This is a genomic window from Klebsiella sp. 2019SCSN059, from assembly GCF_021739525.1.
Taxonomy (GTDB): Bacteria; Pseudomonadota; Gammaproteobacteria; order Enterobacterales; family Enterobacteriaceae; genus Klebsiella; species Klebsiella quasipneumoniae.
This window is the reverse complement of sequence record NZ_JAKKOM010000002.1, coordinates 150,189-171,657: the sequence shown is the minus strand read 5'-3', so window position 1 is coordinate 171,657 and position 21,469 is coordinate 150,189. Positions and strand designations below refer to the sequence as shown.

General features: G+C 49.8%; 30 protein-coding genes and 1 pseudogene. 27 read left to right on the top strand and 4 right to left on the bottom strand.

What is annotated here, in order from left to right; genetic code table 11:
- Window positions 1-8 precede the first annotated feature (8 nt).
- From L2I46_RS03480 to L2I46_RS03405, 18 genes and pseudogenes are all read left to right on the top strand, one after another.
- Window positions 9-818 (top strand): antA/AntB antirepressor family protein, encoded by an 810-nt coding sequence (locus L2I46_RS03480; RefSeq protein ID WP_004202342.1) that lies wholly within the window; start codon window positions 9-11, stop codon window positions 816-818.
- A complete protein-coding gene (locus L2I46_RS03475) occupies window positions 811-990 on the top strand; it encodes a DUF4222 domain-containing protein (protein WP_004202343.1) in 180 nt (59 codons plus the stop codon). The genes L2I46_RS03480 and L2I46_RS03475 overlap by 8 nt, the downstream gene beginning before the upstream one ends.
- Window positions 987-1,781, top strand: coding sequence for a host cell division inhibitor Icd-like protein (locus L2I46_RS03470; protein WP_004202344.1), 795 nt, complete (start codon window positions 987-989; stop codon window positions 1,779-1,781). Before L2I46_RS03475 ends, L2I46_RS03470 begins: the two co-directional genes overlap by 4 nt.
- Complete coding sequence (locus L2I46_RS03465; protein WP_004202351.1) at window positions 1,774-1,953, top strand: hypothetical protein; 180 nt, start codon at window positions 1,774-1,776, stop codon at window positions 1,951-1,953. The genes L2I46_RS03470 and L2I46_RS03465 overlap by 8 nt, the downstream gene beginning before the upstream one ends.
- A complete protein-coding gene (locus L2I46_RS03460) occupies window positions 1,950-2,267 on the top strand; it encodes a hypothetical protein (protein WP_004202352.1) in 318 nt (105 codons plus the stop codon). The genes L2I46_RS03465 and L2I46_RS03460 overlap by 4 nt, the downstream gene beginning before the upstream one ends.
- Complete coding sequence (locus L2I46_RS03455; protein ID WP_004202353.1) at window positions 2,264-2,527, top strand: hypothetical protein; 264 nt, start codon at window positions 2,264-2,266, stop codon at window positions 2,525-2,527. Before L2I46_RS03460 ends, L2I46_RS03455 begins: the two co-directional genes overlap by 4 nt.
- The gene (locus tag L2I46_RS03450; protein WP_004177030.1) at window positions 2,524-2,739 is read left to right on the top strand and encodes a hypothetical protein; all 216 of its coding nucleotides are present in this window, start codon (window positions 2,524-2,526) and stop codon (window positions 2,737-2,739) included. The genes L2I46_RS03455 and L2I46_RS03450 overlap by 4 nt, the downstream gene beginning before the upstream one ends.
- Window positions 2,736-4,850: a DUF927 domain-containing protein gene (locus L2I46_RS03445; RefSeq protein ID WP_236947549.1), complete on the top strand. Its 2,115-nt coding sequence runs from the start codon at window positions 2,736-2,738 to the stop codon at window positions 4,848-4,850. The genes L2I46_RS03450 and L2I46_RS03445 overlap by 4 nt, the downstream gene beginning before the upstream one ends.
- A 306-nt stretch (window positions 4,851-5,156) precedes the next feature.
- Window positions 5,157-6,386, top strand: a complete 1,230-nt coding sequence (locus L2I46_RS03440) for a GIY-YIG nuclease family protein (protein WP_004202356.1) — start codon at window positions 5,157-5,159, stop codon at window positions 6,384-6,386.
- Between the two features lie 209 nt (window positions 6,387-6,595).
- Window positions 6,596-7,053, top strand: a pseudogene (locus L2I46_RS03435) (single-stranded DNA-binding protein).
- Window positions 7,054-7,064: 11 nt separating this feature from the next.
- Window positions 7,065-7,643 carry a hypothetical protein gene (locus L2I46_RS03430; protein WP_236947548.1) on the top strand — a complete coding sequence of 193 codons (579 nt, stop codon included), beginning with the start codon at window positions 7,065-7,067 and terminating at the stop codon, window positions 7,641-7,643.
- Window positions 7,644-7,645: 2 nt separating this feature from the next.
- Entirely contained in the window at window positions 7,646-7,708 is a 63-nt protein-coding gene (locus tag L2I46_RS29700) for a PerC family transcriptional regulator (RefSeq protein ID WP_107112271.1), read from the top strand.
- 86 nt (window positions 7,709-7,794) lie between these two features.
- A complete protein-coding gene (locus L2I46_RS29695; RefSeq protein ID WP_077252078.1) occupies window positions 7,795-7,902 on the top strand; it encodes a hypothetical protein in 108 nt (35 codons plus the stop codon).
- Window positions 7,886-8,197, top strand: a complete 312-nt coding sequence (locus tag L2I46_RS03425) for an ANR family transcriptional regulator (RefSeq protein WP_022064642.1) — start codon at window positions 7,886-7,888, stop codon at window positions 8,195-8,197. Before L2I46_RS29695 ends, L2I46_RS03425 begins: the two co-directional genes overlap by 17 nt.
- A 416-nt stretch (window positions 8,198-8,613) precedes the next feature.
- The gene (locus L2I46_RS03420) at window positions 8,614-8,991 is read left to right on the top strand and encodes a hypothetical protein (protein WP_024191441.1); all 378 of its coding nucleotides are present in this window, start codon (window positions 8,614-8,616) and stop codon (window positions 8,989-8,991) included.
- 344 nt (window positions 8,992-9,335) lie between these two features.
- On the top strand, window positions 9,336-9,710 hold the full coding sequence (locus tag L2I46_RS03415) for a DUF6979 family protein (protein ID WP_048994692.1): 375 nt from the start codon (window positions 9,336-9,338) through the stop codon (window positions 9,708-9,710).
- Between the two features lie 65 nt (window positions 9,711-9,775).
- Window positions 9,776-9,961, top strand: a complete 186-nt coding sequence (locus L2I46_RS03410) for a hypothetical protein (RefSeq protein WP_004202362.1) — start codon at window positions 9,776-9,778, stop codon at window positions 9,959-9,961.
- Window positions 9,962-10,081: 120 nt separating this feature from the next.
- Window positions 10,082-10,624, top strand: coding sequence for a plasmid pRiA4b ORF-3 family protein (locus tag L2I46_RS03405; RefSeq protein WP_004202366.1), 543 nt, complete (start codon window positions 10,082-10,084; stop codon window positions 10,622-10,624).
- On the opposite strand, the gene L2I46_RS03400 is transcribed toward L2I46_RS03405, so the two are convergent.
- Window positions 10,617-10,976, bottom strand: coding sequence for a hypothetical protein (locus L2I46_RS03400; RefSeq protein ID WP_096833628.1), 360 nt, complete (start codon window positions 10,974-10,976; stop codon window positions 10,617-10,619). The genes L2I46_RS03405 and L2I46_RS03400 overlap by 8 nt on opposite strands.
- Window positions 10,977-11,473: 497 nt before the next feature.
- Between L2I46_RS03400 and L2I46_RS03395 the strand changes: the two genes are divergently transcribed.
- Complete coding sequence (locus L2I46_RS03395) at window positions 11,474-12,613, top strand: hypothetical protein (RefSeq protein ID WP_004202370.1); 1,140 nt, start codon at window positions 11,474-11,476, stop codon at window positions 12,611-12,613.
- 455 nt (window positions 12,614-13,068) lie between these two features.
- Here the strand turns inward: L2I46_RS03395 and L2I46_RS03390 are convergent, their stop codons facing one another.
- On the bottom strand, window positions 13,069-13,614 hold the full coding sequence (locus L2I46_RS03390) for a hypothetical protein (protein ID WP_096833624.1): 546 nt from the start codon (window positions 13,612-13,614) through the stop codon (window positions 13,069-13,071).
- Between the two features lie 198 nt (window positions 13,615-13,812).
- On the opposite strand from L2I46_RS03390, the gene L2I46_RS03385 reads away from it, so the two are divergent.
- From L2I46_RS03385 to L2I46_RS03370, 4 genes are all read left to right on the top strand, one after another.
- Window positions 13,813-14,007 carry a hypothetical protein gene (locus L2I46_RS03385; RefSeq protein ID WP_004202372.1) on the top strand — a complete coding sequence of 65 codons (195 nt, stop codon included), beginning with the start codon at window positions 13,813-13,815 and terminating at the stop codon, window positions 14,005-14,007.
- Window positions 14,008-14,038: 31 nt separating this feature from the next.
- Window positions 14,039-15,856 carry a hypothetical protein gene (locus tag L2I46_RS03380; RefSeq protein ID WP_022065132.1) on the top strand — a complete coding sequence of 606 codons (1,818 nt, stop codon included), beginning with the start codon at window positions 14,039-14,041 and terminating at the stop codon, window positions 15,854-15,856.
- A 364-nt stretch (window positions 15,857-16,220) separates the two neighbouring features.
- A complete protein-coding gene (locus L2I46_RS03375; protein ID WP_004202375.1) occupies window positions 16,221-16,679 on the top strand; it encodes a Panacea domain-containing protein in 459 nt (152 codons plus the stop codon).
- A 2-nt stretch (window positions 16,680-16,681) separates the two neighbouring features.
- Window positions 16,682-17,119 carry a hypothetical protein gene (locus L2I46_RS03370; RefSeq protein WP_004202377.1) on the top strand — a complete coding sequence of 146 codons (438 nt, stop codon included), beginning with the start codon at window positions 16,682-16,684 and terminating at the stop codon, window positions 17,117-17,119.
- A gap of 227 nt (window positions 17,120-17,346) precedes the next feature.
- On the opposite strand, the gene L2I46_RS03365 is transcribed toward L2I46_RS03370, so the two are convergent.
- The gene (locus L2I46_RS03365; RefSeq protein WP_004202379.1) at window positions 17,347-17,541 is read right to left on the bottom strand and encodes a helix-turn-helix transcriptional regulator; all 195 of its coding nucleotides are present in this window, start codon (window positions 17,539-17,541) and stop codon (window positions 17,347-17,349) included.
- Between the two features lie 758 nt (window positions 17,542-18,299).
- On the opposite strand from L2I46_RS03365, the gene L2I46_RS03360 reads away from it, so the two are divergent.
- Both L2I46_RS03360 and uraH read left to right on the top strand, forming a co-directional pair.
- Window positions 18,300-18,593 (top strand): hypothetical protein, encoded by a 294-nt coding sequence (locus L2I46_RS03360; protein WP_032454273.1) that lies wholly within the window; start codon window positions 18,300-18,302, stop codon window positions 18,591-18,593.
- A gap of 393 nt (window positions 18,594-18,986) precedes the next feature.
- Entirely contained in the window at window positions 18,987-19,388 is a 402-nt protein-coding gene (uraH, locus tag L2I46_RS03355; protein ID WP_008805473.1) for a hydroxyisourate hydrolase, read from the top strand.
- A 78-nt stretch (window positions 19,389-19,466) separates the two neighbouring features.
- Here the strand turns inward: uraH and L2I46_RS03350 are convergent, their stop codons facing one another.
- A complete protein-coding gene (locus tag L2I46_RS03350; RefSeq protein WP_023288674.1) occupies window positions 19,467-19,637 on the bottom strand; it encodes a hypothetical protein in 171 nt (56 codons plus the stop codon).
- 324 nt (window positions 19,638-19,961) lie between these two features.
- Here L2I46_RS03350 and L2I46_RS03345 point away from each other — a divergent pair, with 324 nt between their 5' ends.
- The gene (locus L2I46_RS03345) at window positions 19,962-20,102 is read left to right on the top strand and encodes a hypothetical protein (protein ID WP_032428644.1); all 141 of its coding nucleotides are present in this window, start codon (window positions 19,962-19,964) and stop codon (window positions 20,100-20,102) included.
- A gap of 45 nt (window positions 20,103-20,147) precedes the next feature.
- A complete protein-coding gene (locus L2I46_RS03340; protein ID WP_032454274.1) occupies window positions 20,148-21,452 on the top strand; it encodes a citrate synthase in 1,305 nt (434 codons plus the stop codon).
- The last annotated feature ends 17 nt before the right edge of the window (window positions 21,453-21,469 follow it).

The window sequence follows — 21,469 nt, the reverse complement described above, 5'->3', positions numbered from 1 at the left end:
CTGACAAAATGAGAATCGAAAAAAGCAGATTTAATTCTGAGGCCGCCCCTCAACCTGACGTTAACTCTGGTGTAATTAACGGTAATGACTTTGCCGCTATCGTTCCCGTTATTTCCGGTCAAATTGGCGGGCGCGAAACTAATATTGCTAGCGCCAGAGCACTGCATAAAGCGCTGGGTGTGGGGCGAGACTTCACCACCTGGATTAAAGGGCGCATTAGTCAGTATGGTTTTGCCGCTGGTGTGGATTACATCACCGTTGAAAATTTGAGCTCACCCGTTTCGGGGAGCGCAAAATTTCGCCAGCAAATTGAGCATGATTATCTTCTCTCGCTGGATATGGCTAAAGAAGTGGCAATGGTTGAGCGTAACGAGCAGGGGCGAGCTGTGCGCAGGTACTTCATCCAGTGCGAGGAGGCGTTACAGCTGAGTGCGCCGGAAATCGCCGCGAAGTACCGCCGCCAGCTTAAGGCCCGTATTGGTGCCGCCAACCTCTTCAAGCCGATGTGTGCCGCTCTGGATGCTGCCCGAGCAGAACAGGGGAAAGAGACGCGAGCCCGGCACTACAGCAATGAAAGCAACATGATCGCCCGTATTGTGCTGGGTGGCATGACCGCTAAGCAGTGGGCGCAGGTGAACGGTATCGACGGCGAACCGCGCGATAGCATGAGCGCCGCCCAACTGGAACACCTCTGCTACCTGGAGGGTACAAACATCACGCTGATCGATATGGGCATGGAGTACGGCCAGCGTAAAGCGGAATTAACCCGCCTCTCTCAGCGTTGGCTGGCTAAACGTCTGGGGGCTAACGATGAATAAGCCCACCAGCACACCGCTGCCAAACCACTCCTATCGCGACGCTCACGGCCAGATGGTGAGCGTAACCGCTGTAGCGCATAACCGCGTGACGTTCTATCGCGAGGGCTATCAGTTCCCATGCGTACAGCCCATTGAGCGCTTCATGAAGGAGTACACGGAGGTGAAGCAATGATTACCGGTGCACGGCGCAAAAGCCTCTCTCTGGCTGGCCTGATGTATGCAAAAGTTAACGCTCTGCAGGCGGTGCGCCACCGTGGAAACCTGTCAAAACCTGTCACTTTGCGGGCCACTGATAGTGGCGTACAAAACGCCTGGCAGAGTTTCGAGACAATTACGCCCGCGGGTAAACGTTCGGAAACTGACTATCTGGAAGATAGCGTGTCCGGCGCCGGCGGTGGATGTGGAGCACATCACACCGCCAGCTATAAATTGCCGCACCGTAACAAAAAGGGCTTGCGGCCTGACGGTATCCCGTTCTATGGTTATAACGCACCAGCAAAATCTGGTGCCAGGATTGGCGTCCTGGAAAAGTACAAGGCGACACATGACGCGCCTAGCGTCTTTTTTTGTGTCCTCACATTCGCTCACCCTTTTTTCAGCGCTGCGGTTATAATCCGTGCCGCTTGCAGAGTTATGGTGAGTTGGATGGGGGCGGAGAAATCCGCGCCGGTTACCTTGTACGCCGGTTACGCCAACCCTGTTCAGCTCACCACCAGTGAAATTGGCGTTTCCGGTGGTGGGATTAATCCCCAGTACAAGGAGGCTGCCATTGTGGCTACTACCCCTACCCAAAATACGCAATTTATATGGATTATCGCCGCTGTTCGCCGCGATATGCCGACAATTAAAACTCAAATCCATCACATTACCGCACATTCTGAGCGCGAAGCCCGCCGCTCTCTGGTTCGGGATCATGTCTGCTTTTTCGCTGGTCGCATCCGTCTGGAGGTGGCTCATGCGTAACAATTTCCGCATCACCGGCTACGCCGTTAATAAGCGCGGTTTAACCGTTGGCATCGGCTATCAACTCACATCCAGCGACACTAAAACAGCAATGGCCCACGCAGTGCTTCAGGCGCAGCGTGAGGGGTTCCGCCATGTACGCATCACACGCGTTCAGGAGGTGGCGGCATGAGCCTGTATAACGATTTAGTTCGCCACGAATTCGGCAAAGGCGCCACCGTTGATGAGCTGGAAGGCATTCAAAACCGCATGGATGAGGCTGTGAGTGATTTGTTACTCGGCATTAGTGCCATTGGAAGCCTGATGTTCTGGGCCACGGACAATGACAACTACACCGAGGAGACCGCAAAGGGAGACATGCGCAAAATAGGCGCAATGCTGGGTACGGTTGGTGAGGTGGTGCTGGCGCTGAACGATACCGTAGCGAATGCGGGTGTGTGTCGTTCTGACTGCGTCAAAGAATCAAAAATGAGGGCGGGAAAATGAATATAAACGCTATATACCGCCATCCTGCTGAACTTGAGGCCGAGGCGATGCTATCCCGTGAGCAACCGTATCCGGAAGATTTTACGCTGGCAGAGCGTACCGCAGAACGTATGGCCCGCGCTCGCAATGGGTTGGTTCATGTAATGACAGATTTATCACCATACCTCGACGTTGAGCAAGCAGTCATTGTGCATTGCTGGCTGGATAAAGTCCTGGCGATTGTCGATATGGCCAGAATTGATGCGGAGGTCAGGGTATGAGCGATATGCAGCTTATTGATGCCCAATGTCGTGTTGAACAAGCACAGGCACTGCTCTCAATATGGTTAGAGGGCACGAAAGCATCTGAACGGGATATGCAGTTAATTTGTGCTCTGATCTCGTTACTCCAGGATGTACCAGAAACGATTAAAACGGCGGATGAAGAACTTGCTGATTACGTCTTGCGTGCACATCGGGAGAAGCGTCAATGAAACTGGCACCTAACCTGAAACATTTGCCAAAAGAAAAATTTACTGAAGCAGTTATTTTTGCTGGAACCGATGCGTATGCACATGCAAAAGGATGGGAAGAGGGCATGGGTAAACAAGTCGCTGAGGACAGAACACCTCCCATTTATCTTGGACCGAAGCAGCTGGCGGAACTGGAGAACCTGCAAATTATTGATAAAGGGCGTCGCAGTGCTCGTGTTTATCTGGCTGGAAGCATTGAGCCAATAATGATTAATGCCATTGGGGAAAAACTTGCTCAGGCAGGTGTACTGGAAGCGAAATTATATAAGGGAATTCCTGACCAAAAACCGGAAAACTGGAGGCAATATCTGGCCAGGCTCAGAGAACAGGGCGAGCACACAACGACATCAATTCTGAAAGCCAATAAATCTGCGAATAGTGACAACCTGAAGCCACATGTTGAAAGCCGAGCTGACGGTATTTTTTGGGTTGAACCCAAATCAGACAAAGATACCGGGGAAATAACTACCCGTGAAAGCTGGCTGTGTTCTGCTCTGGAGGTCATAGGCACTGGCATAGATGACAGTAAAACCCGGTATCTGATCCTGCGCTGGCGCCCATTCGGTTCGAAGGGGGATACTGTCCAGGCAATACCATTTGCTGATATTGGTGAACGCGAAGGCTGGCGAACGCTCAAAGCTGGTGGGTTGAACGTCACAACCAAAAGTGGTTTACGTGCAACGTTGGCCGACTGGCTGCAGAGCTGTGCCAATGGTGAGGTATGGCGGATTGCGCATGCTACGGGCTGGCAGTGTGGTGCCTACATCATGCCGGATGGCGAGATCATTGGTACTCCAGATCAACCGGTGCTGTTTAACGGACGAAGTTCTGCCGCATCCGGTTATACCACCAGCGGTACTGTTGAGAGCTGGCGAGAGAGCGTTGGACGTCTGGCCTCTGGCAACTACTCGATGATGACTGGCGTGGCCGCAGCGCTGTCAGCTCCTTTGATTGGCCTTGCCGGCGCTGATGGTTTTGGTATCCATCTCTATGAGCAGTCGAGCGCCGGTAAGACCACCACTGCCAATGTGGCATCCAGTCTCTACGGCAATCCTGATGTATTGCGCCTTACCTGGTACGGTACCGCGCTGGGGCTGGCGAATGAAGCTGCCGCACACAACGACGCGCTGATGCCGCTAAACGAAATCGGGCAGGGCGCTGATCCGGTGGAGGTCTACAAATCTGCCTACGCGCTATTTAATGGTACGGGTAAGCTGCAGGGCGCGAAGGAGGGGGGGAACCGTGATCTGAAGCGCTGGCGTACTGTGGCCATCAGTACCGGTGAGATGGATCTGGAAACCTTCATTGCGAGCGCCGGTCGCAAGGCTAAAGCAGGCCAGCTGGTTCGCCTGCTGAATATCCCGATGCGCCGGGCTGTTCGTTTCCATGAGCATGCCAACGGCAAACACCATGCCGATGCCCTCAAAGATGCATACCAGCATCACCATGGAGTGGCTGGGCGTGAGTGGGTGAAATGGCTGGCTGACCACCAGCAAGAGGCGGTGAACGCTGTCAGAGCAGCGGAAGAGCGCTGGCGTAGTCTGATCCCGTCGGATTACGGGGAGCAGGTTCATCGTGTTGGCGCCCGGTTTGCCATTCTGGAAGCCGCACTATTGTTAGGTAATGTGATCACCGGTTGGGATGAGCAGACGTGTCGGGATGCTATTCAGTACAGCTATAACGCCTGGCTGCGTGAATTCGGTACCGGCAACAAAGAGCATCAGCAAATTATTGAGCAGACAGAGGCATTCCTGAACGCTTACGGCATGAGCCGCTTTGCACCGTTCCCGTATGACCCGACCAGTCTCCCCATCTCCAACATGGCGGGATACCGGCAGAAGGGCGGTCATGAGACTGACCCGATGGTGTTCTATACCTTCCCGGCAGCCTTCGAAGGGGAGATCGCCCGCGGCTTTAACACTCGTCAGTTTGCAGAAGTCCTGAAGAAAGCTGGCATGCTAACGCCGCCGACGTCTGGCCGCGGTTTCCAGAGAAAGTCTCCACGCATTGATGGGCGACAAATTCGGGTTTATGTCCTGCAGTATCTGCCGGACGATGACCAGCCAGAGTAAAAGCATTTTTTCATGTGTGTAGTTTAGGTGTTGGTTCAGTTGGTTCAGTTGCCTCAGTGGTTATATGTATATGTTTAATAAGGTTTCATGTTTAAAAAATGAACCAACAATGAGGCAACAAACTACCATTTTGAACCAACACTAAGACAGTTTTAGATATCCTGGCGCTTGGTTTATGAGGTGATTGGTCCGTCCCATCTAACCAGATTGCAAACTTACTGCAAATGGGTGGTTAATGTGGAACTTCGGATTCGAGATCTTGTATATTTCAGATGATTCTAATTGCTGACTCTGGGGGAAGGGGAGATGGAAGCGCTATATCCGATATTGATCGTCTTAGGTGTGGGGGGCGCCATTGGTGCTTATATAACCTATAGATATCTGATTAATAAGCATAAAAAAGTTATTGAGTATCTTGAGTTGAGAAGTCAGAAATCTCTTGCGGCTGAGATTGAGGAAAAAGAAGATACGATTGAAAAGTATAAAAATAAAGATATTGCTCGCGAAATTGAACACGACAATCTGAAAAAAGAGCTCAGACAGATTATCGAGTTAAATAGAATAAAAAGTAAAGAAATCCTCGGTAAAGCCGTTGATTTTGCTTTTGATTTTGAGAACGTATTTCGTGAGCAACATCAATCAGCAGAGGAGGAAATACAGAAGGTTCTCGATGATACCTATCGCTATAAGCGTAAGACTCTCCTTGCTTCTGTGACGTTGAAAAATTTTGAGAAAAAGCTTGAAGATATCAGAAGAGAAAAAGAGATATATCAGACACTGATAGCTAAATATGATTTTTTCCAATTGCGCGATCGTTCTGATTGGAAGGAAGTGGAAAAAGAATTTCGAGATAAAGTGCTGGAGCTTCAAGCCGCTCAGGATGAGCGCGAGGCTCAGAATGAAATAAAACGACAAATGCGTGAAGAACGCCAGCGCGCAGAAGAACTTGAAAGGCAACAGCAAGAGGCTGAAGCCAAAGAACAAGAGCTCGAGGCTCGGCGAAAAGCCGTCGAAGAGGCCCTGTTGGCCGCAGATGAAGAGCATCGCCAGGAACTTGAAGAAACCCGCCGTCAGTTAGAGCAAGAGATTGAAGATGTCCATAAGCAGTATGAACGGGCAAAATCAATGGCACAGATGACCAAGCAGGGGCATGTTTATGTTATTTCTAACATTGGTTCATTTGGTGAAAATGTCTATAAGATAGGCATGACTCGCCGACTTGAACCGCTAGATCGTGTTAGCGAATTGAGCGGTGCAAGCGTGCCGTTTGAGTTCGATGTGCATGCAATGATTAGCTGTGATGATGCGCCAGCTCTTGAGTACGCTTTGCATAACAAACTTAGTAGTGAACGCATGAATAAGGTGAATCTGCGCAAAGAATTCTTTAAGACAGACTTGAGTAAGATAATCCAATGTGTGGAGGAACATCACGGTAAGGTTGAATATGTTGCGGACCCCGCAGCATTACAATATTACCGCTCACTAGAAATTGGCGAAGAAATAGCGAACGATAAAGAATTATCAGCGGTATCATAATTCTTACTAATTCTTCAACAACACCCGCGCTCGCGGGTGTTGTTATACCCGAAATCAATAAAATGGCTGTATCAGCAGAAGACGATGTGGCGCATTTGCTGAAGTGCTTGCTGGTGTCTGAGCATAAGGCAATTAACGGGTATATGCATTATTGAGCCATTTTGAGCCAGCACTGAATCAGATACAGAACATCAGAGAGAATTCCAGCTATGACAGCTCAAATTTCAGCATTTGGCCGGTGGTGGCCGACCCACAGACCCGAACAACCGGGAAAGGTACAAACATGGCTATGGCCCGCCTGGCGGTAGTTCCGCCCTGTAATGCGGCAGATAACGGAGAGGTTACTTTCTGGCTGGGCGTGGTGGCATTCGGCAAACAGGCCGACGCACTGGCAGGACACGTTAAAGGCGATTTAGTCAGTGTTGCCGGAGCGATGCAGGTCAATCAGTGGGCGGGCAAGGATGGCGGTACACAGCAAGGCTATCAGGTAGTAGCCGACAGCGTGATCAGCGCCAGAACGGTACGCCCCGGCGGGAAGCGGGCCGAGTCAGTCAAAGCAAGCGGAGCCAGCAGGGGCCACGAAACGCAATCCGCGCCGGGATGGGAGCTATATAACACCCCTGATGATTTTGACCAGCGCCCGCCGTTTGATGATGTTCAGTTTTGAACGGGGACAATATGAAAAACGATACTGTGATTCAGTTAAGTAAAAAACCGCTGTGGAAAAGGAATATAGCCATCCATGAGGCAGTCCATGCACTGGCTGCGTGGTTAAGTGGATCACGGCAGATTCAAATAGCACTAGCTGATGAGTTCAGAATAGCCAGGTTAAGCCACGGGCAAGAGGTGGAGGACTGCGCGGCCGTATGTAATTACACACGCGGTACATCCGCAGTTATTCCGCGACTGGTTATCTGTTTTTCCGGCGTGATGGCGGAGCACGTGTATTCAGGCGATGACCCGGAGGAATTACTTAAAAAGGGCGGCAGAGGTGATGCCAGCGATATAAGCGAAATACTGAAGGAATGCCGGGCGAGAGGATCGACACAGGACGAGTGCGATAGTCTTTACAACAGAGCTTACGACATATCTTTAAAGATGGTGAAGCGTTACTGGTGGGAAATAATCGCGCTCGCCAAGATGACAGAACATGCGAGCCATGTTCCCAATAATAAAATAGGTATGCTTCTGAATTTATTTTATTCAACAAGCGGACGTAATTTCTCCTTTGATGAGAAAGAATTTACCGGTGATTAAAAATGCCAAAGATCGCCGAGTCTCTGGAGGAGAGAGGGCTTTACCGCAGGGCCGCTACACGCTGACAGGGGTCACTGAAAGCGGCATTGTCGCCATATGCCCGCCGCTTTCCATATCAGAAAGCGCTTTCTACTGATGGCCACGGTTCGACCTGACCGGGCAACCATGCGGAGAGGTCACTACAGAACAGCAACAGGCCGCTACCATGCTGGTGGAGAAGGCCAGAGATAAAGGGAACGCACATGATAAAGGACAGTAAGGCCGAGGAGCTGGAAGCGAAGGGGCTGTATCGCAGGGCAGCTACACGCTGGCAGGAAGTCATGCTGTTATGCACCGAGGACGATGATCGGGAATGGGTAAAGCAGCGCCATGATATGTGTCTGGATAACGTGAAGCGACCGCCCGTGAAGGCTGAGAACTTTGGCGACCTGCATAAAGCTGTCACCGAAACTCAGCACCGCATGGGGATAGCGCAACCGAACGGTAACTCCTTCCGGTTAAACGGCGGCAAGAGGCAACGGCAGACCACCAGCGGGGGCGATGGTTCGCAGTAACGTTCGCACAAAAACGGCGGAAAATTTAGTACTGTTTAGTACATATTTAAAACCCTAGCAGCGCCAGACCCTCGCCAGTAGTGGGCTGGAAGCCAAATCCTGATTCAGGACGTCCTAAATATCTGGTTCGTTCCACTGGTACGCAGTACGCAGCCAGGTGCGCAGCAAAACTGCGTATTCAACGTGCGTACTACCTGACGAATGCTAACGGTGGCATTGCGTACAGAAATTGCGAATTCGCAGTAATTTGTAAGCGCGAATTGCGCATTCGCAAAATGGTGGAGAGGCTTGATATTTCTGGCTTGGGCGCTATCCGTTCGCAGTAGATGGAGGAAGTTAGATATACAGTTTTATTAAAGTATTGTTAGGGTTTGTTAAGGTTTTTGCGCACAAAAATGCGCACAGTGAGCCGTTAAATGAAAAAAAATAGCCAACAATCAAGATCGGGATGGGGTGGCAAGCGGAAAGGCGCAGGCGCACCGTTGGGCAATACTAATGCCGTCAAACATGGCGAACGCAGTCGGCGGGCATTCTTCCCATTTGAGGGGGGAGAGGCGCTTTCTCCGCTGGTGCGAAATCGTGCAAGAAACCTCATGCTGGCTGAGAGATACGGGCTATTACTGGCGAATAATCCGACGCCGGGAACAGAAGAATGGCGCGAGATGACATTGATTAACGGACTCATGGGGCTACATGCCGACAGAATCGCACGGCTTGAGCTGAGATTAGCGAGATCCGTTTCAATGCAAGCAAGGCGGGATCTGCGAAGGGTTAAAAAAAGCGGCGCATGTTAGCAATCCGTATAGTCACCGATGTTGAAATACTGGACTGTTCAGGACAGAATCAAAGCCCATATGAGGCGAGACCCGCGCCAGTAGTGGGCTGGAAGCCAAATCGTGGTGTAAGCCGTCTAAAATATTCAGGGTTGCGGTAATTAGTACGCAAAACAGCGACCCAGCGACCCAGCGACAAGCATCATTACGCCAGTTTGTGCGGGTAACAATGGTAAGGATTTGCCGGGATTGCCCTAAGGTTACACTAAGGGTTACGCCGCCACTTGTAGCGTGAGGCGATGTGAGCCTAAGCGATTTACAACCTGTTATCATCTGGATAGAAATATTAATCTTTGGAGTCACCCATGAATAAATACGCGGAAGCCGCTTTAATGGTTGTTACCGATTGCTCTGGGAAGGATAGCCCAGACATTCGTTCGGCATGGGGCAATGCCATCAACACATTGAGTGTTTATGATGAAGGATGCCCAAAAGTAGCATTCATCGGACTATGTTCAGAAGGGATGGTAAAAGGGATTCCAGCAAATAGTTATGGCTTAAAACGAGGGGCAAAGAATAAGCGATATGCAGTTGATGCCGCTAAATTGCTTCTTTCAGGCCATGATATGGATATTCCATCCCTATGGGAAAAGGTTACTGATAAAAAGATAGTTCATCATGGGCAGATCAATATTGTAATCCGCTTGTACCAAGCAGAATTGCTACAGTTCCCTGAGTGATACGATGGTGGCTCTTACACCAATGCAAGCAGTAGCTAAATTGCTACCTTCAAAGGAAAGGTGAAATGACCCCACGCCAGATAGCCGCAATCACAGCCGCTAAACTGGAGCATGAAGGCCACCAGCTTACCCCGGCAGAGGTTCGGGAAATGGAGCGCATTATTGAAGCTGATACAGCCCGGCGCAAACGGTTCGGGGAGATGATGCGAGCGCCTGCCTACCAGTGGAAGAAGCCAGCGCCGCGCAGGTAGATACGGGATTATTCCGCATGTAACTTATGCTTATTAAGCAAATTACCTTTATTCACCTTTACAGAATTGTGAGTGCGTCAGTATCGTTATCCTTCCGATTCGCATTTATTCAGGATTTGCATGTACCAGCTAAAGATAACCATCCGAGACAGCAAACCACCAATATGGCGGCGTGTGCTGGTTCCAGAGCAAATCCCCTTTAGTGAACTTCACGCGGTGATCCAGTTGGCTTTTGGCTGGAATGACGAACATCTGTATATGTTCGAGAAAGGCCGTAAAGGTGATCTAGGTAGCGAGTATCGCGTATGGGGTGAGGGTGAAAGCATGGATAATGCGGCAATCACGCCACTATGGGCGGCGATCCAGAATGAGGGTGACAAGCTGGTTTACACGTATGACTTTGGCGACTGGTGGGATTGCCTTATTGTGCTGGAGAAGCAAACACATGATACCAGCATCCAGCCTGTTAGCTGTTTGCGTGGGAGGGGGACTACCCCGGCGGAAAATTCGGGGGGATTGCATGGTTACAATGAATTGCTCTTACAGGCCAGAGAATCTGATAATCCTGAACAGGCCGAGATACGCAATTTCCTTATGCTGGATATTGAACGCCGGGTTTACGACCTGAACAGCATTAACGACAGATTGCAGGCTCTTAACTGACCCGCCAGCATTCCCCATCAATCGCTTTATCAGCGCCGCCATTATCGCGCACAACGGCACACTGTCCGGGTAAACCGTAGCGCACGACCGTTGCGCTAGTCTCACCGCCGCTTTTTATCTGCCGGGATTCGTACACTGTCACCCGCTCAAGCAACCCACCAGCAACTATACTTTCAAGAGTTCGCCGGGTTGATTCTAGCTGGTGGCGCTTATCGAACGACGCCATGCCATGAAGAAGGTAGGCCACGCCCGACACATCGAACGGCGGCGCACCAATCTCACCCGTCACCCATTCGAGGTTATCCGGCTCAAAGTAGCTGAGTATCTCTTTTTTGCGGCTGGTCATTCTCATGGCTGGCTGATTCCTTATTGTGGGATAGAGGTATCATACAATAAGGCGCAAAAGATAAGAGGCCAGAACAGCAAGCATGAGAGCATAAAATGAGCAGCCAAAGGCAGCACCTCAAAATACCGTGTACACAAGGGTGTACCCACTGAGAAAACGCATTACAAGAAACCCAGCAATCACGGGCATTTGAAGCCGATACTCAATAAACAGATCCAGCATCCTTCATGCGACCTGCAGTGTCGGGGTATGATACCTCTTCACAGACTGGCGCAGAAGAACTGTCAGAGCTATGCGTACAGGGTATGCAGATGATATAGCTCAATATTAGATGGAAATCAGGAGGGGCGATACCTGTGTATTTATCAGGGATACGTGTTAACTCCGTGCTACATCGACACGGTGATCCATTCGCTTCTACCTACTACAGGAATTGGTGGTGATTTTTTGCTGCTTCGATTGATGTTAGGATAAATCCGAGCTGACATAATGAGATTAGGGATATGAAAAAGACACTTTTAGCATGCGTTATTGCCACTAGCCTCTTGGCTGGGTGTGGGCCAAAGGATTTAACCCCGGAGCAGAAGCAGGAAGTTGCAAGTCTCCGTAGCGAACTAGCTAAGGCTGAACAAGAAATTGTCGAGGCTAAATCACAGCAGGGGCAGTATACTGGCGGATTAATTAGAAATCTTATAACAGCCAGACTTGAAGTCTTAGGGACTAATAAAGCCCTTTTGGAGCAGCGTATTAACGCGATTGAGTCGGGGGCTAAGATTGAGATATCTGTTAGCGGTGTTAAACCAAATCCTGAAGCAGCGGCGGCATTAAAAACTGAAATTGAAACCCTTGATACACAGATTGCCGATGCTAAGAAAGATGCAAGTCAGTACAGTGGTGGTCTGCTACAGGCACTGAAACTATCTGCTATTGCGACGCAGGAGCAAACAAGGGCGATGCTTCAACAGAGATACCTTTCGGCAACGTATGGGTTAGCTGAAGTGAAAGTACCTAATGAGCAAGCAAACGAAGCAATCACAGAAAAACAAGCAGACAAAGCAGAACCCCATTCCACCAGAACGCCGTTACTTCCACCAGGTGAAGGACCATTCGGTTTAGAGGCCGGTTTGTCTAAGAAAAATATTGAAGACATGATTGGTGAAGAGCTTGAGCCAATGGCGAATAATGTCAATCTTTATACGGCTAACTCTTTACCCAAAATGAATGCTGGCTTTGAGGCGTATGGGCTGTTGATATCTCCAACAGTAGGGCTATGCCAAATAAGAGCTCTTGGGAAAGATATTGATACCGATAGTTATGGCTTTACTATCAAGTCAAGATTTAAAGATCTCATGGAGTCACTATCTTCTATCTATGGAAAGGCCAAGGAAAATGACTTCCTTCTGGCTGGTTCAATATGGAAAGACCCCAGAGACTGGATGATGGGATTGTATAAGCATGAAAGATATTTGTCAGCTGAGTGGAAAGGAACTGCAGAGGCTCCACTAAAAAGTAAATTAACTTCCGTATCGATCGAAGCTAGAGCAAACAGTTCTGATAAAGGATATATCTTCCTTCAGTATAATTTCAATAACTATGATGTTTGTGAAACTGAGGTTGAAGCAGCGAAAAAAAGCTCTCTTTGAATAACCAGAAAAATGCGAGCCCTGTTATCACAGGGCTCTGATTATGTTTTGCTAATTAGCCTGTTATGTGTTCGGTAGTTACAAAAGCCCTGAAAGAAAAAGAGATATAAGGTTTGACAAAGGATTACCTGATAGCGGCCCACTTGTCAGCAATTGCTATCTGGCCAGTCACCCTGGCGTTAATTGGTCTCTCTGCAGGAGTGGCATTCTTTACAAGGTGCAGGGTGATGGGCGTTGTCCTCGTCGTTCTGTTCATGCTGGTGGTCATCACTGCGTGTCAGTTTCAACGCTATATGTAAAATCAAAAGCCTCATCAAAATGCCCATATTTTATTTATAGGCAGAAACGGTTTGTTCTGGCTATGTATGGCAGGAACAGTGTGTCCTGCCTATCTATAGGCTGGTTTGACGTGTTCTGGCTATGTATAGGCACATCAGGGGTGATATCTCTTAGCGTTAACTTGCTGCGCCGGGAGGTAGCGGGTATCTCAGGTCGATTTGTGGCGCATCGCTTAGAAGCCGGCCAGATCTTGCCATCAGGTATCCGGCTATTTCTTCAGGCGTCAAATCTACATGAAGCATGTCTTCATCCTGGAACCATTCATTAGGCCAGTAGATGAGATCGGACGGATTGGCATCAAAGTTTTTCTCCAGCAATCCCAGCGCGTAGCTTTGTTCCGATTCCTTGCTTTCAGCATTGCACACGAAACTAATTATCTGAACGAGTTCATCCCAGGTTAAATCCGCAACGTATTTCTCCTGATTAAATGCCATCCGGGTAAAGTTCTTTGCGTCGGTCCATGAGGAAAAGTCACGGAAATCAGAGAATTCATACGGATTAACGACCTGCCTGTTCCAGTCATTAATCATCGCTTTTAGCCCTTCATCATCTTCGCCGGCGCCGTTATCAATTTGCGACAGTATCTCTTTGGCCATATCCGCCAGTTCCTTTAGTTTCTGACGGCTGATTTTGGCTGGTTTCATGCGTTCAGGTAAGGGCATCAGGTCTTCCTTGTTAAGTTGAGACTCAGCAGCGAAAAGTCATTATGCAATCTTCGTCAAGTACTCGCCAAAAGTCTATAAAACAATCAATTCTCCTTCTGGTAACGATCGAAATTATTCTTTCATTAATTGCAATGCAGGTAATGATCATTTCAATATGTGAAATTATAATGGCTGTATAAATATCAGGAGGTGGCCATGTCGAAACAGTCCGTCAAACCTGTCTTGCTCAGCGAAGCACAGATTCAGGCAATCAGAAAAATTCAGGAAAAGCAGCGCCAGCAATCAGGTATCGGCGTTGCGCCAACTATCCATGAAATCGCTCGAGGACTCGTGGATAAAGCACTAGCGTCCCTTTCTAATGAGTGCATGCCTGACGGCGTTTGTTCTTAATTTTTATCATTACCTAATTGAGGTGAGTTCAATGGTAGCTAAGTCGATCGTAGACATTGACGTAAATGACGACAAGTTTGTCGCGTTTATGGAAAGGTTTCGCGAGTACCAGAGCGCGCTGGATGATTTACCGGAAGCCTGGAGGGTAGCTGCCGTTGGTATTGGCGAAAGCAGCAAACAAACCGAAAAAGCCAAAGGTGAGGCGAAGGAGTTAGGCGCGGAGTTTAATGCCGTGGCCGAGGCCATTCTGACCATCAACAGCGGTATCGATCGGCTCAATACCAACCTGGAAGACTCGAAGAAAAAGCAGGACGAATTCAACAAAAGCACTCGCTCTGCGAAGGGCTTCCTCAGCGATGCGACGAAAGACGCTAAATCGCTGGCAGGGCACATCAGTGAAGCGACAGCTAGTCTTCTGTCATGGGGTAGCATTGTTGGCTTGTTTACCGGCGCTCTCGGCGTAGGTAGCCTGTTTGGTATCAATACTCTGGGAGCTGGGGCAGCTCAGCAGAGATTTATGTCCCTGGGGATCGGTACGTCGGCAGGGAGACTGAGTGCCATAGAAGCCAACTACAGGAGGGCAATTGGGAATCCTGCAGGTACGCTGGGCGCTATCCGTGATTCTCAAATGGACCTGTCAAAGCGCTGGACGTTTCAGGCGATGGGGATTAACAACCCCGACCAGGACCCGGCCAAACTGCTCCCGCAGATGATCCGCAACGCGCGCGATATCTTCGTGCAGAACGGCAGCACACTGCAGGGTGCGCAGGCGCACGGCCTGACCAACTTCTTCAGTCTTGAAGACCTTAATCGCTTCAAAAATATGAGCAATGAAGAAATTGATGCGATGGAGCGAAGGGCGAAGAAGGATGCTGAAAGATTAAACATTACTGATGAGCAAAACAGAAAATGGACGGAGTTCATTAATCAGATTGAGCTAAGCGAAAGAAGCATTAACAGGGCCTTTGTAATCGGCCTTGGTCCTATGGCGCCGCAACTGAGTAAATTGTCAGATGCGTTATCCGGCGCGATCGATACGGTTCTTAAATCACCTGATCTCGGGAAGTGGATTGATGGGCTTGCTGGTGGTATAGAGAAGTTCAGTAATTATCTCGCATCCCCGGATTTCACTAACGATGTTAACCAGTTTATGACAAATATCAGGGAAATGGGCGTAACTGTCGATAACGTCATTAAGTTTCTTAAGGGTGAAACATTTAATGACTGGATGAATAAATCGGAGGGTAGTGCAAACTCCGCTGCCGAATGGGTAAAGGATAAGACTGGATTTGATCCGAGAAGTGTTGGCCCAGCGATGAAAGAGTTCTTAGCTCCATCATGGAGCACGATTAAATCGGTGTTTGTTTCTGGACAATTAAACCCCATTTTTTCAGCTCCTGCCGACATCGCGGATAAATCTCGCACTATCGCCGATCGGTTCAATAATCCCGGTAATTTGCGTTCGGCTTATGGGTACGATACTCATAATACCAAAAGCGGTAAGTTCGCCGTGTTCCCTACGCTGGATGAGGGCGTGTTAGCGGCGACTAAGCAGCTTCAGATTTATGGTGCCCGCGGTATCAATACGATTGATGAAATTTCCAAACGCTGGGCTCCGTCAAAGGAAAACGACACTCAAGAATATATCCGTCATGTCGTAAGAACTACTGGGTTTAATGAACGTCAGCAACTTAACCTTAACGACCCGAAAGTACTGGCAAAACTTATTTCGGCGATGGCATCTAAAGAAGGTGCCGGCAGCAGGGTGACAGAGAGCGCTGTTATTCAGATTTACAACAATACTGGTGGTAATGCGATAGTGTCTGCTGCTCAGCTTGGTGCCCGGTGATGGTGACCTTTTCCCCGGCGTTGAGCGCCCCCGTTTAACTTTTCAAATAAAGGCCACCAGCGACCGCACAGGTAAGTGACGCGCTTTCATTGTTAAGAGTTGTTAAGCTTAAAACGAGGTTTGCGGGCCACCGGCAGTAGCTCACAACTCTGCGCCTGCGCAGTTCGCGCACGTCAACTGGTGTTATTGAGTGTCACTTCTGCCTTGGCTGGCGGCTATCGGTTTCGACCAAACTCCGATGAGATGTGAGCTATCACCAGCAGTCATCAGGCCGCACTTTACAGCGCGCATTATTCTGGGTTATATGCGACTATTGACAGAAATAGATGGTTATAGACGATAATAAACGGCAGGAGATTGGATCATGGCAGTTGCAACCCTAAACAGCGTGGCGGACTATCTGCTGTGCTTTGCTCAAGAGCACGGGGATGTTATGACACCGCTGAAACTGCAGAAAATGGTGTTTTACGCAGATGCCTGGTACATGGCTCTGAACGATGGCGAAGAGCTTATCGCCGATCGGTTTGAGGCGTGGGTACATGGCCCCGTGGCAAGGGATCTGTACATTCGGTTTGCTGACTATAAGTGGCAGCCGATCACCGGTGAAATAAAATGCCCGGAACTCACTAAGGACGTTACCGAGCATCTGGACGAGATTTATAAAGTCTTTGGCGGCTACTCGGCTTATGAGCTGGAGCAGATGACCCACCAGGAAGAACCTTGGCTATTGGCTCGCGCAGGGATACCATCCGATGTTCCGTGTCGAAATGATATCGACAAAGATGTCACCGCTAAATTCTACCGCGGCATGATGGATGCCTGAACGTGGCTAAAGGAAAGATTAAAGCGAGTAAAATCCCGGCGGCGGGTAACCAAATCGTCGCCGGAACACCCAACCCTACCACGTCAACGCTTAGCTTTTCTTTCCAGTACATTGACCCCGCGCACGCTAAGTTTGGTTTTGCAGGACAGGCGACCGCTTACTTTTGCAAGGTACTGGAGCGACTCAAAGATATATCAAGTCTGACGCCGCTTGAGTTCACGACAAACCGAAATGCGGCTCTCAAATCGCATTGTATCGAGTGGGAAACGACCTCCGAACCTAACGGCTTTGCTCACCTTAACGAGCAGTTCCAGAGCTATACGCCTTATCAGTTCGCAATATCTCGCAATGAGCATGGGCGCATACACGGTTTTTTCATTGGCAATGTGTTTTACGTCGTGTGGCTCGATCCCAACCATCAGCTATACCCCGGCGAATAGCCGACCCATTGATGTTTCTGAGAGCCTCATTTTGTGCAGGTCATTCTCATGGTTGACCGGTTACTAATGGTGGGCCCGTACATGCGGTAATATCCCGGATGTAAGAGGGAATCTTTCAGACGAACAGGGCAATCGTTAGTTACCCTGTTGTTAGTTAAAAATACGGAAATCGCACCTTTAGAGTCACCCCAGGGGGGGGGAGGGACTGTCTCGCAGGTAAAACCAGCTTAGTCGGCACCATTATCTCGATGAGAAATATGCCCATTTATCCATTCCTCAATTTCGTCAGATGGCCAGCGAACGCTACGACCTATCTTAACTGGGTGAGGGAAAGTACCTTTTTTCATCCAGTCGTAGATAGCAGTCTTTCGAAACCCGGTAGCTTCACATACCTGTTTCAGGTCCATAAGATACATTTTCATTGGATTCTCTCTATGGTTTGGATGCAATGTTGGCTCAGTGCGGTAAATGTTGGTTCAAAATCTGGTGGTGTTGGTTCACTTTTTTGCTAAATATCCAAATAAAACAATGGACTTTACGTTTTGAGGCAACTGAACCAACCGAACCAACACATTTTGCATGTATATAGAGAAATTTTTCCGCACATAAATTTGGGCGTGATTTTGTACCGGTGGATATTACCGACATGTGAGAAGGTGCCGTGAGCCCCAAATTGTACGATAAATAGTCAATTCTCACCCACAGAAAAATATATGGGGGTACATTTGGGGGTATGTGTGATTTTTGTAACCTGCATAGTTAAATAAAATCAGTTTGTTATGTGTTTATATCGAATCCTGTAGGGTGCCATTTTGAATCAAAGCGTTATACCAATCTTCATCCAGACTATTTTCCTCTCTGTGTCGTCTTTGTGTCGCTGGCGGCAAAAATGGCGTCATTGTCTTGGAGCTAGCGTCTCACACGTTACTATCCTGGATAGCGATTTTCCGTAATCTGGTCGCCTTATTGATTAATTTCATTTTCTGAAAAATATTTCCTCCTGCAATAAATGTTTGCAGGCAAATAATAAACAGGCTAACACTCTTCATAACTTTAATTTATGCTACCGGGGCTAGGTATCGCATTTTAAGCTGGCGCGAATGACAGTTGCTAAAGATCAATATTCAATGCTTTTTGAAAGCATACCCTCGATGTTCATCTTCGACCTGGAAAGATCCAAATGAACATCAAATTCGTCACCATCTCCGTATTCGCTGTTGTGTTTGTCTTTGCATCAGATATTTCTATCGCCAAATCGAATTCCTTAAGCGATGATCAGGTCAGGCAAAGAATTATTGATGACTCTGTCGCATCCTACCCCGGCACCTGTGCCTGTCCCTTCAATACCGCGCGGAACGGCAGCTCGTGCGGTGGCCGCAGTGCCTGGAGCAAAGCGGGTGGGTATTCACCCATTTGCTACAAGAAAGAGGTAACAAAGGAGATGGTGAAGGCGTGGCGACAAGAGAATCAATGATAATAATTAATATCTGCGCCAGGTGATTATTTCCACTGGAATAGTCGTTTAAATAATATTAAATGATTATTTCGAATACGGCAGGCCATTTTCAGTGAGCACTGTTCTGTTAGAGGGGGGAGAGGCCACGGCGTATATTCTTTAACCTTGTGATATTTGACCCGAGCTAATCTATTTCCCCTCTCTGACAGTTTAAGTGCCCCGTATCCTGTTACGCAGAGCACGGGGTTACTTACACATAAGACACTTCCTCTTCTCACGACAAAACCGGTTCGGCGTGTTGTGTATGGGGACAGTCCCCATCACCGCAATCTGATAACAAAAAGTTTAATTTTTTTCCCCGCCGCGCTGACTATAGTTAGGGCACTTTCACTTGCCCAAAAGGTCACGATTATGAAATTAGTTATCGCCTCCGTAATTTCCCTGCTCAGCTTCAGCGCGCTGGCGGCGCCAGAGGGCACGCTCAGCGTACACATTCTTAATCAGCAAACCGGGCTCCCTTCGCCGGGGGTGCAGATTGAGCTGGATAAGCAGCAAGGGGAGAGCTGGCAGCATATCGCCACCGGCAAAACGGATGCCGATGGGCGGATTAAATCGCTCTATCCGCAGGCGGAAAATATGGAGCCGGGGGTGTATAAAGTGACGTTTAAAACCGGTGACTATTTTAAAAGCCAAAACATGAATACGTTCTTCCCGGTGGTTCCGGTTATTTTCAATGTCACAAAGCAAAATCAAAAACTGCATATCCCGCTGCTGCTCAGTCAGTACGGATACTCTACCTACCGCGGCAGCTGATAACTCAAGCCGTTATCCAGCCAACGCCTGCGCGTCTCCCGCAGGCGTCACCCTTTCCCTGCACAACGACGCCCACGCCTAACGCTTGGTCTCTTTCTCTTTAAAATGGTTAACGGCTTCGTCGTACATCGCCAGCAGGCCGGAAATATCGCCTTCATATTGCGGCACGCGCTGGGCGCGAACGAGCTCAATTATCAGCGCATAGGCTGCTTCTTCCGGGGCCGCATGCGGGTTGATCAGTCCAGACATATCACCTCCTTAACAGTGGGCCTTTAGCCTACCCCTCGCCGGGAAACCGCAACAGCCTGATATGCGACCAGTACTTCTTGTATGACTCTGCTGAAACTTCAGAGGCGAAGACCACGGCGGAAATCCATTGAATGAGGCGTTATCCAGGCCACTGGCGTGGCGGTTAGCGCTGCGTCTATACCGGCAGCAGGCTCATCATCAGCCAGGCGATAGCGATGCAGATGAGGGTCATCGACAGCACAAAATTCATGGTAGCTCCTCTTCATCCTTTCTTTACTCAGCGTAAATTTTGACAGCGCTGATCGCCTTTATCCTTGGCGATTTGTGCCGCTATCCAGCGGTGGGGTGGGGAAAGACGGCCTGTTTCCCCGGGAAGGCCAGCAAAATATCCTCTTTGTCAGCGTTATAGTGATGACATCAATGAATAAGCTGCATCACATTGGTTATGTTGGTCTTTCCGCCTGAAGAATGACTTCAGGTCGCTGATAAGCTGCTGGGGGAACTGACAGGATGAGCACCACACCGTTAACGCTTTCTATTGCCGGGCAACCGACGCCCATCACCCTGCCGCAGGTGCCGGGAAGCCGGGGCCATGTGGGGGTCGACATACGCGAGCTGAATCAGTCCGGATTCTGCAGCTACGACCCCGGCTTCGCTAACACCGCCGGATGCCAGTCGGCGATCTCGTGGATCGATACGGAAAACAGCGTACTGCTGCACCGCGGCTATCCGGTGGACCAGCTGGCCCGCCAGTGTGATTTTCTCGAGGTGGCGTACATTATGCTGCGGGGCGACGCGCCGGATGAGGCCAGCTATCAAACGTTTCGCGAAACCATCACCCGCCATACCCTGGTGCATGAGCAGATAGCCCGCATGTGCAGCGGCTTTCGTCGCGATTCGCACCCGATGGCGCTGATGTGCGCCCTGGTGGGGGCGCTGGCGGCGTTCTATCATGATGTCCTGGATGTGGAAAATCCGGAGCACCGGGCGCTGGCCGCCACGCGGCTGCTGTCGAAAATGCCCACTATCGCCGCCATGAGCTACAAGTACACCATTGAACAACCCGCCGCGTATCCGCGCAACGATCTCTCCTATGCCGGCAATTTCCTGCAGATGCTGTTTGCTATCCCGGCTGAGAAGTACGTCCTCAATCCGGTCATCGAACAGGCGATGAACCAGATCCTGGTCCTGCATGCCGATCACGGGCAGTGCGCCTCCACCACCACGGTGCGCGCGGCGGGCTCCTCCGGGGCGAACTTATTCGCCTGCGTCGCCGCCGGGCTAGCGTCGCTGTGGGGACCGATGCACGGCGGCGCCAATGAGTCGAGCATGCGGATGCTGGAAGAGATTGAAAGCGTCGATCAGGTTCCAGCGTTTCTGCGTCAGGCAAAACGCGACCCGCAGGCATTTCGCCGCCTCGGTTTTGGCAACTCACGCTACCGTCACCGCGACCCGCGCGCCGATATCCTGCGTGAAACCAGCCATCGGGTACTGGCGGAGGTAGGAATGTCCGATCGTCTGCTGCAGGTGGCGATGGCCCTTGAGGACGTGGCGCTGACCGACCCCTACTTTGTGGAAAATGGCCTGTCGCCGAGCGTGGATTTTTATACCGCGGTGATCCTCAAGGCGATGAATCTGCCTTCGTCGATGTTTGCGGTGGTCACTGCCGTCGGACGGACGGTCGGCTGGGTGGCGCACTGGAACGAGATGCACCAGGCGCCGCTGACCATCTACCGGCCACGGCAGATTTATGTTGGCGAGGACTATCGGGATTACGTCTCACGGCGCGGCGAGCCGTCTGCTAACCCAAGGTAATGCCTTACGGGCAGGAG